This is a genomic window from Streptomyces sp. CNQ085 (genome assembly GCF_022614595.1).
GTDB lineage: Bacteria > Actinomycetota > Actinomycetes > Streptomycetales > Streptomycetaceae > Streptomyces.
Map to the genome: position 1 here is coordinate 1 of NZ_JAJFAU010000142.1, position 12639 is coordinate 12639.

The 12639-nt window shown below is 70.7% G+C and carries 14 protein-coding genes, 1 tRNA gene and 1 pseudogene; 13 read left to right on the forward strand and 3 right to left on the reverse strand.

The annotated features are described in order from the left end of the window. Positions 1–446: pseudogene (locus LJ221_RS19900) on the forward strand (hypothetical protein); the annotation flags it as partial. A gap of 48 nt (positions 447–494) precedes the next feature. Then, positions 495–1175 (forward strand): NAD(P)H-binding protein, encoded by a 681-nt coding sequence (locus LJ221_RS19905; RefSeq protein WP_241718090.1) that lies wholly within the window; start codon positions 495–497, stop codon positions 1173–1175. Positions 1176–1603: 428 nt separating this feature from the next. On the opposite strand, the gene LJ221_RS19910 is transcribed toward LJ221_RS19905, so the two are convergent. The 3 genes from LJ221_RS19910 to LJ221_RS19920 all read right to left on the reverse strand — a co-directional run bounded on the left by LJ221_RS19910 (position 1604) and on the right by LJ221_RS19920 (position 3292). Then, positions 1604–1693 (reverse strand) — tRNA-OTHER (locus tag LJ221_RS19910). Positions 1694–1735: 42 nt separating this feature from the next. Continuing rightward, a complete protein-coding gene (locus LJ221_RS19915) occupies positions 1736–2500 on the reverse strand; it encodes a glycosyltransferase family A protein (RefSeq protein ID WP_241718091.1) in 765 nt (254 codons plus the stop codon). A gap of 3 nt (positions 2501–2503) precedes the next feature. Next, positions 2504–3292 carry a GntR family transcriptional regulator gene (locus LJ221_RS19920; RefSeq protein ID WP_241718092.1) on the reverse strand — a complete coding sequence of 263 codons (789 nt, stop codon included), beginning with the start codon at positions 3290–3292 and terminating at the stop codon, positions 2504–2506. 522 nt (positions 3293–3814) lie between these two features. Between LJ221_RS19920 and LJ221_RS19925 the strand changes: the two genes are divergently transcribed. From LJ221_RS19925 to LJ221_RS19975, 11 genes are all read left to right on the forward strand, one after another. Continuing rightward, entirely contained in the window at positions 3815–3970 is a 156-nt protein-coding gene (locus tag LJ221_RS19925) for a hypothetical protein (RefSeq protein WP_241718093.1), read from the forward strand. A gap of 92 nt (positions 3971–4062) precedes the next feature. Next, the gene (locus tag LJ221_RS19930) at positions 4063–4332 is read left to right on the forward strand and encodes a DUF6284 family protein (RefSeq protein WP_241718094.1); all 270 of its coding nucleotides are present in this window, start codon (positions 4063–4065) and stop codon (positions 4330–4332) included. Then, positions 4329–5192, forward strand: a complete 864-nt coding sequence (locus tag LJ221_RS19935; RefSeq protein WP_308314820.1) for a protein spdB — start codon at positions 4329–4331, stop codon at positions 5190–5192. Before LJ221_RS19930 ends, LJ221_RS19935 begins: the two co-directional genes overlap by 4 nt. Then, entirely contained in the window at positions 5189–6010 is an 822-nt protein-coding gene (locus tag LJ221_RS19940; protein WP_241718095.1) for a phosphoadenosine phosphosulfate reductase, read from the forward strand. The genes LJ221_RS19935 and LJ221_RS19940 overlap by 4 nt, the downstream gene beginning before the upstream one ends. A 40-nt stretch (positions 6011–6050) precedes the next feature. Then, positions 6051–6368 (forward strand): hypothetical protein, encoded by a 318-nt coding sequence (locus LJ221_RS19945; RefSeq protein ID WP_241718096.1) that lies wholly within the window; start codon positions 6051–6053, stop codon positions 6366–6368. A 74-nt stretch (positions 6369–6442) separates the two neighbouring features. After that, positions 6443–6679, forward strand: a complete 237-nt coding sequence (locus tag LJ221_RS19950) for a hypothetical protein (RefSeq protein ID WP_241718097.1) — start codon at positions 6443–6445, stop codon at positions 6677–6679. A gap of 102 nt (positions 6680–6781) precedes the next feature. After that, complete coding sequence (locus tag LJ221_RS19955; RefSeq protein WP_241718098.1) at positions 6782–8920, forward strand: FtsK/SpoIIIE domain-containing protein; 2139 nt, start codon at positions 6782–6784, stop codon at positions 8918–8920. Positions 8921–9123: 203 nt separating this feature from the next. Further along, on the forward strand, positions 9124–9588 hold the full coding sequence (locus tag LJ221_RS19960; RefSeq protein ID WP_241718103.1) for a hypothetical protein: 465 nt from the start codon (positions 9124–9126) through the stop codon (positions 9586–9588). Positions 9589–9600: 12 nt separating this feature from the next. Further along, positions 9601–9771: a hypothetical protein gene (locus tag LJ221_RS19965; RefSeq protein WP_241718099.1), complete on the forward strand. Its 171-nt coding sequence runs from the start codon at positions 9601–9603 to the stop codon at positions 9769–9771. 89 nt (positions 9772–9860) lie between these two features. Beyond that, positions 9861–10769 (forward strand): bifunctional DNA primase/polymerase, encoded by a 909-nt coding sequence (locus LJ221_RS19970; RefSeq protein ID WP_241718100.1) that lies wholly within the window; start codon positions 9861–9863, stop codon positions 10767–10769. A 343-nt stretch (positions 10770–11112) separates the two neighbouring features. Then, positions 11113–12594 (forward strand): phage/plasmid primase, P4 family, encoded by a 1482-nt coding sequence (locus LJ221_RS19975; protein ID WP_241718101.1) that lies wholly within the window; start codon positions 11113–11115, stop codon positions 12592–12594. Positions 12595–12639: the final 45 nt, after the last annotated feature.

The following is a 12639-nucleotide window of genomic DNA, read 5'->3' on the forward strand; positions in this document are numbered from 1 at the left end:
CCCCCAGGCGACCGCGCAACCGGACCGCACCAGTTCCGGGACGAGGCGCCGCGGGCAGCGGCGCGCTGCGCGACACGGCCAACCCGGTGGGCCGCGGCGACCCGCTGGAGGCCGCCTACCTGCTGGCCTCGCACGGTCAGGCCGGCCCGGAGGATGCCTACGAGGCGGTGAGCACGTGGGCACGGGAGGCCATGGGGCTGCCGCGGGTCCGGATCGAGGCCGGCTTCCCGGCGGAGTTGCTGGCCGTACGCGGCCGTACGCTCGCCGGAACGCTCTCGCTGGCGTACAGCCGCCTGGTCGTCCACCGCGGCCGGGTGGTGGCCCGCACCAGCGCGGTGCGCGAGTACTGCGACGCCACGGCCCCGGCAGGCCCGGCGGACACGGCGGCCCCGGAACCGGGCGGCCCCGGGGCCGAGCCGGGGCTTCCCCGCCAGTCGCAGCGCTGACGGCGGCGTACGCGGCGGAAAGCGGGCCGGGCGGCGTACCGTCGGAGTATGCGCACAGTCATCGCTGGAGGACACGGTCAGATCGCGCTGCGGCTGGAGCGGTTGCTCGCCGCGCGCGGTGAGGAGGTCGCGGGACTCATCCGACGGTCCGAGCACGCGGACGACCTGCGCTCGGCGGGAGCCGAGCCGATCGTCTGCGACCTGGAGTCGTCGTCCGCGGAGGAGGTCGCCCGGCACCTGCGGGACGCCGACGCCGCGGTCTTCGCGGCGGGCGCGGGCCCGGGCAGTGGCACGGCCCGCAAGGAGACGGTGGACCGCGCGGCCGCGGTCCTCTTCGCGGACGCCGCCGAACTGGCCGGGGTACGCCGCTTCCTGGTCGTCTCCGCGATGGGCGCGGACGACGAGCCCCCCGCCGACATGGAGCCCGCCTTCGCCGCCTATCTGCGGGCCAAAGGCGCCGCCGACGACGACATCCGCCGCCGCGTCAACCTGGACTGGACAATCCTGCGCCCCGGCCGTCTCACCAACCGCCCCGGCACCGGGCGGGTGCGGCTGGAGCCGCGCACGGGCCGGGGCGAGGTCTCCCGCGACGATGTGGCGGCCGTCCTCCTCGCCCTCCTGGACGACCCGCGCGCGGCGCGGGTGACGCTGGAACTGGTCTCGGGTGAGGTCCCGGTCGACCAGGCGATCGCGGAACTGGGCTCGGAGGCGACGGAGGTGCCGGACTGACCGGACGGGCCGGACGGGCCGGACGGGCCGGACGGGTACGAAGCGCCCGTCGTCCCCCTGCGGCGCCATGCCACCGGGGGGCGGCGCGTCCGGTTCCGGTGACGGGGCAGCGGGGCTCCCCCACTCGGTGACCGAGGCCGGTCCCCCGGTGCCGTACGTCACCGGCCACACCGCCGCCCACGACGTGCCCCGATTCCCGGAGTTGGGGGTCCAGTGGCGACCGCCGCGGCACGACGCCGCGCGCCGGCACCGGCGGCCCCCTGCGCGCGGCGGCCGTGGAGGGCCGCCCCCTGTACGGCTATCCCCTGGGTGCGACGGATGGCTCCCCCAGACCGGCTGACCAGCCGTCCACCCGCCCGTCCACACCATCGGGCGGAATGGCGAACGGCCCCCGACCAGTGCACTGGTCGGGGGCCGTCTCCCTCGTGTGGCGGCGCCAGGATTCGAACCTGGGAAGGCTGAGCCGGCAGATTTACAGCGGGCCGCCTCTACGGGTGCTGACCAGTGCTTTCGCCGCCTGACCGCCCGCCGGGGGGACGCATGGGGGAATCACCCGTTCATCAGCGCGCGCCGGCGTCGCCGAACCGCCACGTGGGAAGAGCGGCAAGCGCCCGCGCTCTGGCCTCCACAACGGCCATGCGTGCTTCCCGCTCGCCCGCGTGAACGTGCGCCGCTTGACCCGTCACCTGCCCCGGCCACTTCCGGTAGAGAAGTCCCGCGTCCGCGTGGAACCAACCACGGCTGACCGCGTTCAGGGCGAGCAGCAGACCCGTGTCTTCCGAGGCTGGTAGAGCCATCCACCCGCCGAGGGCGAGCAGCAGTTCCCGCCGCATGCACAACGTGGCCGGGTGAACCTGCGCCCGGTAGTCGTGAGCCTTCCAGTGGCTCAGTACGGCGCCGCTCTCGATCGGTCCCGCGGGCGGGTCCTGGTCGAAGCCCACGGTGCTGCCGTCGGGCAGGAGATCCAGAACGCGCGACGTGACCCACCCGATGCCGCCGCCCGCAAGGACCGCGATGTCCCGCGCGAGAGTGCCCGGGGTGAGCATGTCGTCCGCGTCCAACACCTTGACGTACTCGCCGTGTGCGCGGGCCAGACCCATGGTGCGCGCCATGGCTGCTCGGCCGGCACGCCCCTGGTCGAAGCTCACTCGGTCATCTTCAGGCACGAACGGCGCTACCGCGTCCGTCTCGCCGTCTTCCTGAATGACCCATTGCCAGTCCCACCCGCTCGGGAGTTCCTGTTCCATAAGCGACTTGTAGGCGTCGGGCAGGTACTCAGCCCCGGGGGCATGTACTGCGGTGACGACCGTGATGATGCGGGTCACGGCTCACCACCTTTCCAGCGGAGTCGTGAACTCCAGCTCGGTTCGGTCTCCCGGCAACGTCACGTCGGCTACCTCCACAACCCGCCCGTCGATATCAACGCATGTCTTCCGAAGCACGATGACCGCTACACCTGCGGTCAGCCCCAACTCTTCGGATTCTTCGAACGTAGGCGGGCGGGCCGCGATCCGCTCGGTGATACGGGCCACCTCGACTCCGATGCTGTGAAGCTGGTTCAGAGTGCCCCCGGGCCACGGCTCGTTGTCCGCATCGAGCAGGGCCGCGTTGGCCGCTGCCATGTCGTAGAGCAGTCGGGACCGCGAGACGTTGAACGGCGCTTCTTCCTCGCGGTATCGGGTGCGGTAGACGCGTTCCAGTAGACGTGTCCCGGTCGGTACGCCGAACGCTTCGGCCAGATCCTCGTCAGCTTCCGTCTCGCTGAACTCGGCACTGAAGACGAGGTCAGAGACGGTCAAGCCGGTGTCATGTTCCGTCGCACCGGTCTGCTGGCGCTCATCCAGCGACTGCCGGGCCCGGTCCTTCTCCCACTGGTGACGCTCGTTGGTCCGGGTCACCAGTCTGCGCGGCTTGCGCACCACGTTGCCGCGTCCGTGCTGCTTCTCGATGACTCCTTCCGCCTGCAACACGCCGAGCGCTTGGCGCACGGTCGGCAGGCTCTTCCGGTACTCGTCCACAAGCTTCGTTTCGGCGGGCAGACGCTCGCCTGACCTGTACTCACCTGCGCGGATGCGCTGCCGGAGATCGTCGGCAATGCGCTCGTATGCCTTGGCCATGCGGTGGTCACCGTCCCTGTCTGGTGGAGCCATCCCAGCATAAGTCCTCATGAGGTGTTGACGACTTCCCCACGGTCCGCCATAGTCATGGCAACTCCTAAAGAGGAGTTGAGGACAGGAGATCCTTAGGTCCTTTCCTGCCCTGCTTCGCTGCTGTGTCGGTTCGGGATCGCTCGTGCATGTGGGGCCCTGAGCTGGTCGTTCCTTGAGAACTGCATAGGTGGGCCCCGTCTCCCCGAGTCGAAAAGACGGACCGCGCGGCAGGAAGCCGCGCCCGATGTTCCTGCGAACGCGGGAGGTCGGTGTGTACCGACGACATATCCAGGCGCCGCCGGTGCGGACCGGCCGTCGGCGCCATCAGTAGTCCGGTCCGCTTCCTGGTTCCGCAGCGCTGACGCTGCGGCCGGCTGCCTCTCCCGTCCGTGCGCCCCGCTCTGTGCGGGTCGTACGGACGGGGGTGCGGGGAGTCGGGCCGGTTCGTCCGGCCGGGTCCGCCCAAACGCGACCACGTCAGGAGTCCGCATGTTCGGCAAGAAGGCGCAGCAGTCGACCGACCTGACCAGCCCGGAGAACGTCAAGAAGAGTCAGCAGGTCTACGACCGCATCGTGTCCGGCGACTGCAAGGACGCCACGGCGGAGCTGAACGCCGCCCACGGCCGCAAGCCCAAGCGCGGCTGACCTCACCACCCACCCACAAACGGCGCGCCCCCGGTGCGGGAACACCGGGGGCGCTGTTCGGGCCGTTCACCCTGTGAGAGGAACCACGACCCATGGACCACATCGTCACTGTTCAGGACGCCGTTACCGCGTTCGCCGACTTCATGGAGCCGACGAACGCGGAGCTGGACGTGATCGAGCGCGAGATGCCCGTCATCCTGGCGGACGTCGAGCTGCTGGACGCACATATCGTCACCCTGGACCGCGCCCCGACCGAGCTGGACAACCGGCGCATCCGCCGGGCCCGCCGTCGCGCCCTCACCGCGCGGGTCGCGCTGCTCAACAGCAGCGCCGGCGCGAGCCTGCCCGGGGGTGCGGCGTGAGGGCCAAGACCGTTCTTCCGGCCGTTGCGATGACGGCCGTGTCCATGGTCCTCACGCTGGCCGTGGTGGTGATGTGGCTGGGCCCGGTCATGCCGTGGCTGGTCGCTCTGGTCGTGGGTCTCGGGATCGACGGGGGATGGCTGGCCACCCTCGCCTACGAACGGCGGCTCGCCGCGCAGGGCGACCATAACCGGGCCGTGACCGCCGTGGGCTGGTCCTTCGGCTTTCTCGCTACCGGGGTGCTGGTCGCGCATGCTCTGACTGCCGACCATGCCGTCGGGGCGTGGCTGGCGGTGGCGTGGCTGCCGATCGCCGCTAAGGCCCTGTGGCTTGTCCACGGCCTGTGGGAGCGCACCGCGCTTACGCCGGTCGCGCTGGACGCGATTCGCGGGATTCAGCAGGAAGCGCGCGATGAGGCGGCCGTGGCCCGCGCCCGACTGCGGGCGGAAGCCGCGACCGAGGAGACGCGGTTGACGGCCGTGACGGACGCCGGTGCGCGCGTCGCACGCGTCCAGGCACGGACCGCACAGACCCTCTCGTCGGCGTGGTCGACGCTGGAGACGGCCCGCGCCGGCGAGGAGACCGGCAGGGCGCTCACCAGCGTGACGGCCCGCGTCACACCCGGCGTCACACCCCGCTGGGAGCTCCCGGTGTGGGGGCCGACCGAACCGCTCACGGCCCGCTCGCTGGAGGCCGCACCGGCGCTCACCGATGACGCGCTGGACGTCATCGTCGACGAGATCCGGCACAGCGAAACCCCGGCTCTGTCCTATCGGGAGATGTCCGCCCGGTTCCGGGCCGCCGGGCACTCCGCTTCCGAGATGCGGTTGCGGTCCGCGTGGAAGCGGGTGGCAGCATGACCGGCCTCGCCACGCAGGTCAAGACGTTCAGCTTCGGCGGGGGCGTGCAGTCCACTGCCGCTCTGGTTCTTGCGGCCACGGGGGTACTGGACTACCACACGTTCCTGATGGCGAACGTCGGAGACGACTCCGAGCACCCCGGCACCCTCACCTACCTGCACAAGTACGCCATCCCCTACGCCGAAGAACACGGCATAGAGCTGGTCGTGTTGGACCGGGTAATGAAGCGCTCCGGTGAGGTCCGCACGCTGTATCAGGACCTCACCCGCGAAGGCTCACGGTCGTTGAAGATCCCAGTGCGGATGTCGAACGGGGCCCCCGGCACCCGCTCCTGTACGGCCCAGTTCAAAATCAAGGTCATCGCCGACGAACTCAAACGGCGCGGCGCCACCAAGGACGCGCCGGCCACCGTCGGTATCGGCATCAGCCTGGATGAGATCCAGCGGGCCAACAACCGGCGCTGCGAGCCGCACGAGCGCATCGAATACCCACTCTTGGAGCGCGGTATCCGGCGTATCGACTGCGCCCGCATCATCCGCGCCGCGGGCCTTCCCGTGCCGCCGAAGTCGTCGTGCTGGTTCTGCCCGTTCCACCGGCCAGAGACGTGGCACGACATGCGCCGCGACGAACCCGAGCTGTTCGAGCGCGCGTGCCAGCTCGAAGAACTCCTCAACCGGCGCCGCGACGAACTCGGCAAAGACCACGTCTGGCTCACCCGGTTCAACCGCCCCCTGCGCAAGGCCATCCCCGACGGCGTCGACACCCTCCCGTTCGACGAATGGGACTCCGGCTGCGACTCCGGCTGGTGCATGACCTGACCTGCCCATTCCCACTCCAACCGATCCGAGGGGAAATCACGTGAGCAACGCCGACCTGCGCCGCCTGGACCGCGAGATCCGGGCAACGACGAAGAAGCTGGAAGCCGTGCGGCGGGGTGAGTTGTGGCCGCTGAACGGCCGTGAGCGCCGCGCCATGGCCCGCGCCGTCACCGGCGGCGCCTACCGCGTTGTACGGGGCCGCAGCACCGGCCGCGCGGAAGAGCGGATCGAGTCGACCGGTTCGGCCGCCGAGATGCGGCTGACCGCCGAGCTGAACGCGCTGCACGGCGAGCGACAGCGGCTCATCACCGAGGCCGCCCGCGACAAGGCCGCCAAGAAGTCGTCCGGCTGGTGGTGACCATGGCGCCCTTGACCGGTCGTTGCCCGTCCGCTCACCCAGACGACCCCACCCCGTGTGCGGGTCCGGTCGCGGTGACCGTGCTGGACGCCGGGGGCGGCGGGGCCGACGGATGCGAGCACCACGCCGCCCGACTGCTGGCCTCCCTCGAAGGCGCCCGCGTCTACGCACTGCCCGACGCACCGGCCGGTGCCGCAATCCGCGTGTTCACCGCCGCCGACACCCTGCGCCCCTTCTGCTGGGCAGACGGCCCGCGCATCCAGCCGTCCCAGCTCAGCCGAGCCGAGAACCGCAAGCGGCACAGCCGCTGAACCCCCAACGTCGTTGCCCCGCACCACCCATGGTGCGGGGCAACGACGTCTCTCATCCTCACTTTCCCGCCCCTTGCAGGGGCAGTCAGGAGACGCACTGTCATGAGCGACAACGTCGTTCACCTGCACAAGACCACCGAACCGCCCGTCGAATCAGCGACCGTCGACACGCCGCCCACGGTGCTCACCATCGTGCCGGACGCGCCGCCCGCCCCGCCGGTGCCGCTGTGGGTGCGCTCCGGCCGCGCCGTGAAGCGGGCGGTCACGCACGAGCGCACCAGGTCGGCCGGCCGTGCGGCTGTCCGGCACGGCCTGTACACGTTCAACGGTGGGCGGATCGTGGCCCGCCGCACCTGGGACGGCCGTACCGGCTCCCGGTATGAGCGGATGATCCGGGCGGCGGAAGCCGCGGGGAACCTGGAAGCGGCGGAGGAGTGGGAGGAGCGGTTGCAGCGCTTCCGCGCCGCCCGCCACCACCGCCGCATGGACCTGCTCCACTCCCCCGTGGACGCCGCCAAGGGCGTCGCCGTGGGTGCCGGCATGAGCGTGGGTGTGCTGGTCGCCCTCGGCATCGTCATGGCCCTCAACTCCGGCCAAGCCGGGGACGTCATCACCCCGCTGTCGGCAACCATCGACTTCATCGCCTTACTCATCCGCATCGTGCAGGTGGTGTGGGGCCCGCTGATCTCGATCGGCCCCTTCCTGGCGCTGCTGGCCCTGTGGGCCGTCGGCCGTAAGCAGCACGCCGCACCGCAGTGGGCGCTCCCGGCGAATGTCCGGTCGGGTGAGGGGGAGCCGATCACGCCGTCGATCGTGGTCAAGGCACTGCGCGACCTCGGAGTCCCGGCCCTGGCGCGGGCCATCAAGGAGATGGGCGACGCCGGCGCCTCCATGCTCGGGCCGATCACCATCGCCGGATGCGGTGTCGAGGTGGACGTGACCCTGCCCTCGGGGGTATCGACCAACGAGGTTCAGAGCAAGCGCCGGAAGCTTGCCGAGAACCTGACCCGGCACGAACACGAGGTGTTCATCACCATCCCGCAAGCGGCCCGCACCGTGCGGCTGTGGATCGCCGACTCCGGCGCACTGGACGAGCCGATCGGCCCGTCCCCGCTGGTCACCGACGAGACACTGACCGCGAACTACAAGACCGGACGGGCCCCGTGGGGGCAGGACCTGCGCGGGGACGCCGCTGAGCTGAGCGTGTATCAGCGCCACCTGCTCGTCACCGGTCTGTCCAACCAGGGCAAGACCGCCGCCCTGCGCGCCCTGGCCCTGTGGCTGGCCCTGGACCGGTCGGTGCAGTTCTGGATCGCCGACCTGAAAGGCATTGGCGACTGGGCCATGTTCGACGGCATCGCGCAGGTACTCATCGAGGGACCCTCGGATGAGCACGTGATCCAGGCAACCGAGATGGTCGAGGACGCGGTCGAGGAGATGAACCGGCGGATCGAGGAACGCCGGCAGGACCCGGCCGTCGTGTTCGAACCGCTGATCGTGCTGGTAGACGAAGCACAGTTGGCGTTCATGTGCCCGGTCGTGGGCGAGGACAAGCGGCCCTACGGCGGCAGCAAGGCCACGTCCCGCTACTTCATGGCCGTCCGCAAGCTGCACAACCAGGGCCGCGCGGTCGACGTGCTGATGTGGCAGGGCACCCAGGACCCCACCGACCAGAACCTTCCCAAGGTCGTACGCGAGGGCGCACACACCCGCGCCTCCCTCGTGCTGGGCACCGAGTCACAGGCCCGCATGGCGCTCGGGGACAAGGCCGTCGACGGTGGCGCGGCACCGAACTTGCTGCGCCAGGGCCTGGACAAAGGCACCCTCGTGGTCGCCTCCGACGGCATCACCATCCCCACCGGCCAGTCCTCCATCACCGTGCGAACCCACTTCATCGACGACGACCCCGCCGCCGAGATCGCGGAGCGTGCCAAGGCCCTGCGCAACGGCGTCGCCACCCTGCACGCCATCGACCGCGATGAGGAGCGGGATGCGCTCGCCGACGTCGCCGCCGTCATCGGGGACACCGCACGGCTGCGGACGGATGAGGTTCTCAAGCGGCTGCACGCACTGGACACAGCCGTCTACCGCGAGTGGAACAACGGCCGGCTGAAGCGGCTACTCGAAGAGCACGGCGAAGAGCCGAAGAAGTCCCACGGGGTCATGGTCGTCCGCCGCGACGACGTGGCCCGCGCGCTCGCCAACCGCGACACCGACGGTTCCGCTTCCGCCTCCCAGTAGCGGGGAGGAACCACGGCCCGGCTCGGGGAGGCGGGGAGAACTCCCCAACCCCCTCCCCGAGCCCGCCTCCCCGCGCCGATCAGCGCAAACATCATTTCAGGGAGGCGGGGAGGCGCGCAGGTCACACCCCCGAACACCCCTCCACACGGCACCCCGAAGGGGGTGCCGTTGCCTCCCCGACCATGCAGCAGAAGGGATTCCGCATGTACCCCGACCCCGTCCAGCACCGGCCTGCAGAGCGGGCCGTGACTGCCTACCGGCCCACCCCGATACCGCCCGTCGTCGTCCAGCCGGCGCCGATCGTGCCGGTGCAACCGGGCACGGTTCCGGCGGTGGCGAGCATCGTCCTGCCCGACGGCCGGATCGTCACCGGCTACGCCATCGACCACCCGCAACCCACCCTGGTCACCGCCAAGCCGGCCGTCTCCCGCACCGCGGTGAACGTCGCCCTCGGGGGCGTCGGGTTCCTCGCAGTGTGCGGCGGGCTGCTGCTGCTCACCTCGTTCATCGCCGCCCTGACCGCGTTCATCGGCCAGCTCATCATCCTCGCCGCCGTCATCTTCGGCGGCTGGATCGCCGTCCAGATCCTCGGAGCAGGCGGCGGCAAGGGCGGGGCCACGGTGAACATCCGCCGGGCCGTCTTCAAGCGCAACCACTTCCACGGTTGAGCCGGGGTCGTCATGGCGTTTCTCGACTGGCGGGACGCCCGCCACTTCGACGCCTCCCGCGACCTGCCGTGCGTGCTCTGCGGCAAGCCCACCCCCATGCGCAGCCACGACCGCGAACCGGTCCACAAGGTGTGCGCCGAGGACTGGTGCGACCAGCACCCCGCATCCAACCGATTCCACTAGCTACGCCAAGGGCGGCCCCCACCTCACGCCAATGACGCGGGGCCGCCCCTGCCCACCAGCACCCTTCAACAGGACTGGAGACCTCCAGCATGACCCAAGACCCCCGATCCGCGCTGCTGTCCGCAGCGCTGGACGCCGCCGAACGCGGCTGGCACGTCTTCCCCCTGCGGCCCGGCACCAAGCGGCCCGCCCTGCACGGCGAGAAGACATGCACCGGCACCGGGCCCTGCGCGGCCGGCCATCTGAAGTGGGAGCAGCGCGCCACCACCGGCCCGGACCGCATCCGGGCCGCCTGGTCACAAGCGCCGTTCAACGTCGGTATCGCGACCGGCCCGTCCGGGCTGGCCGTGGTCGACCTGGACGTGCCCAAGGACAAGGGCAGTTCGGACGCGCCTAGCGGCGCGGCAACCTTCGCAGCGCTCTGCGAGCGCGCCGGCCACCCCGTCCCCACCACCTACCGGACCCGGACCGCGAGCGGCGGAACGCACCTGTACTTCACCGCCCCCACCGGGGTCCGGCTGACCAACACAGCGGGCACCGTCGGTCCGTTGGTCGACACTCGCGCGCACGGCGGGTACGTCGTCGCAGCGGGCAGCGCCACCCCCATCGGACCGTACGAAGCTCTGCGCGCCCCTGTGGCCGCCCCGTTGCCCGGATGGCTGCTGAGCATCCTGCAACCGGCCCCCAAGCCCGCACAGACGCCTACAGGCCCCACGGTGGGGCAATCCCGCCGGTATGCGGATGTAGCGCTCGCCAACGAGGTGCGGAACGTGGCCACCGCCGCCGACGGGACCCGTAACGCCACGCTGCTGCGGGCCGCTCGCGCCCTGGGACGGCTGATCGCGTCCGGCGACCTCACCCGCGTCCAGGTCGAGCAGGCTCTTAGGGAGGCGGCGGCGGGCAACGCGACACAGCCACAGCGCTACTACGACGACGTGATCCGGCGGGGCCTGGACTGGTCCATCGCCCACAACCCGACCCGCGGGCGGACGGCATGACCAACCCTCCCCCTCCTAAGAGCCTCACCGGCCCCCCGACCGGCCCGCGCGCCGCCGACCCGGGCAGCGTCCGGCCGGCCGTGGGCGAGCCGAAAGGCGCCGCCCGCAAGGGCGTCCCTCCCGCTGTTCGCCCTGACCCGCGCCAGAGCGACGGACGGTTCCCCGTGGCGTGGCTACACATCAGCGCGCCCAAGGGCGCCGTACCCACCGCGACCTCACGGTGCATGTGCGGCCGTGACCGCAGCGCCGTCGGACACCGCCGCGTGCTCGCCCTGATCGCCGACCACACCGCCCACCACGACACCTGCCCGCTCCGCACCCCCCAAGAAGGGAGGCACGCGGCATGACCGAGCCCACCGCCACCGAGGAACTGCCACCGCCGTCCAACCCCCTGGCCGTTGCCCGCCGCCTCCTGCCCGACTGGCAGACCGAGGACGGACAGCTTGTGTGCCGACGCTGGCGGGCATCGTGGATGCGCTGGAACGGCGCTTGCTGGCGCGAGACGGACGAAGCCCAGATCCGCGCCGCCATGTACACCCGACTTGAGCACACGGTCTACCAGACCCCCGGCAAAGACGGCCAGCCCGAAAACCGCGACTGGGCACCGACCAAACAGAAAATCGGCAACCTGCTTGACGCCCTCGGGGCCATCACCCTCCTGCCCACCGACACCGACGCCCCCGCCTGGATCGACGACCAGGGCGACACCGGGCAGGACCACGGCACCATCGTGGCCTGTGCCAACGGGTTGCTACGCATCCGGGACCGGGCCCTCCTGCCGCACGGCCCCGGGTTCTTCAACCTGGTCTCCGTACCGTTCGCCTACGACCCCCACGCCACCGCCCCCACCTGGAAACGGTTCCTCGCACAGGTCTGGCCCAAGGACCCCGAAGCCATCGCCGCGCTACAGGAATGGTTCGGCTACGTCCTGTCCGGCCGCACCGACCAACAGAAGATCCTGCTCATCGTCGGCCCCTCCCGGTCCGGCAAGGGCACCATCGCCCGCGTGCTCAAAGAGCTGGTCGGACGGGAGAACCTTGCCGGTCCCACCCTCGCCGGTCTCGGCACGAACTTCGGCCTGTCGACCCTGGTCGGCAAACCCCTCGCAGTCATCTCCGACGCCCGACTGTCCGGCAACGACAACAGCCAAGTAGTCGAACGGCTGCTGACCATCTCCGGTGAAGACACCATCGACATCGACCGCAAATACCGCACGGTATGGACCGGCAAACTGCCGACCCGGCTGGTCGTCCTGTCCAACGAGCTGCCGCACTTCGGCGACTCCTCCGGCGTCATCGCCAGACGGTTCATCCTGCTCAGCATGCGCACATCATGGCTGGGCAAGGAAGACCCCACCCTGTTCGACCGGCTCACCGCCGAGATGCCCGGCATCCTGAACTGGGCACTGGAAGGACTCGCACGGCTTCAGCGCACTGGACGGATCACCGAACCGGCATCGAGCCGCGAGGCAGTCACCACCATGCAGGACACCGCCTCACCCACATCGGCGTTCGTCCGCGAACGCTGCACCACCGGCCCCGCCTGTTCCGTGCCCGTGGACGTGCTGTGGACGGTATGGCGGGAGTGGGCCGAGGACAACGGCGTCCGCCCGGGGACGAAGCAGGTGTTCGGCCGCAACCTGCTCTCTGTCATTCCGCAGCTCACCCTCACGCGCCCTCGCACCGGCGAGTCCCGCATCCGCACCTACACCGGCCTCGGACTGCGCTCCTCCGACAACGCCGGCGCCGCCCGGGGATCGTTCACCGACAATCCGCCGGGTCGCGGACCATCGCGGACCACCGCGTCTGACCTGCACCTTCACTGACCGCAAAACCAGGACCACCGCGGACCACCCCGCCGGGGGTGGTCC

Bases quoted from the DNA above. Each gene is read 5' to 3' on its own strand.
- LJ221_RS19955 (WP_241718098.1), top strand. From the start codon at position 6,782: ATGAGCGACAACGTCGTTCACCTGCACAAGACCACCGAACCGCCCGTC.
- LJ221_RS19920 (WP_241718092.1), bottom strand. From the start codon at position 3,292: ATGGCCAAGGCATACGAGCGCATTGCCGACGATCTCCGGCAGCGCATC.
- LJ221_RS19905 (WP_241718090.1), top strand. From the start codon at position 495: ATGCGCACAGTCATCGCTGGAGGACACGGTCAGATCGCGCTGCGGCTG.
- LJ221_RS19925 (WP_241718093.1), top strand. From the start codon at position 3,815: ATGTTCGGCAAGAAGGCGCAGCAGTCGACCGACCTGACCAGCCCGGAG.
- LJ221_RS19940 (WP_241718095.1), top strand. From the start codon at position 5,189: ATGACCGGCCTCGCCACGCAGGTCAAGACGTTCAGCTTCGGCGGGGGC.
- LJ221_RS19970 (WP_241718100.1), top strand. From the start codon at position 9,861: ATGACCCAAGACCCCCGATCCGCGCTGCTGTCCGCAGCGCTGGACGCC.
- LJ221_RS19975 (WP_241718101.1), top strand. From the start codon at position 11,113: ATGACCGAGCCCACCGCCACCGAGGAACTGCCACCGCCGTCCAACCCC.
- LJ221_RS19930 (WP_241718094.1), top strand. From the start codon at position 4,063: ATGGACCACATCGTCACTGTTCAGGACGCCGTTACCGCGTTCGCCGAC.
- LJ221_RS19965 (WP_241718099.1), top strand. From the start codon at position 9,601: ATGGCGTTTCTCGACTGGCGGGACGCCCGCCACTTCGACGCCTCCCGC.
- LJ221_RS19960 (WP_241718103.1), top strand. From the start codon at position 9,124: ATGTACCCCGACCCCGTCCAGCACCGGCCTGCAGAGCGGGCCGTGACT.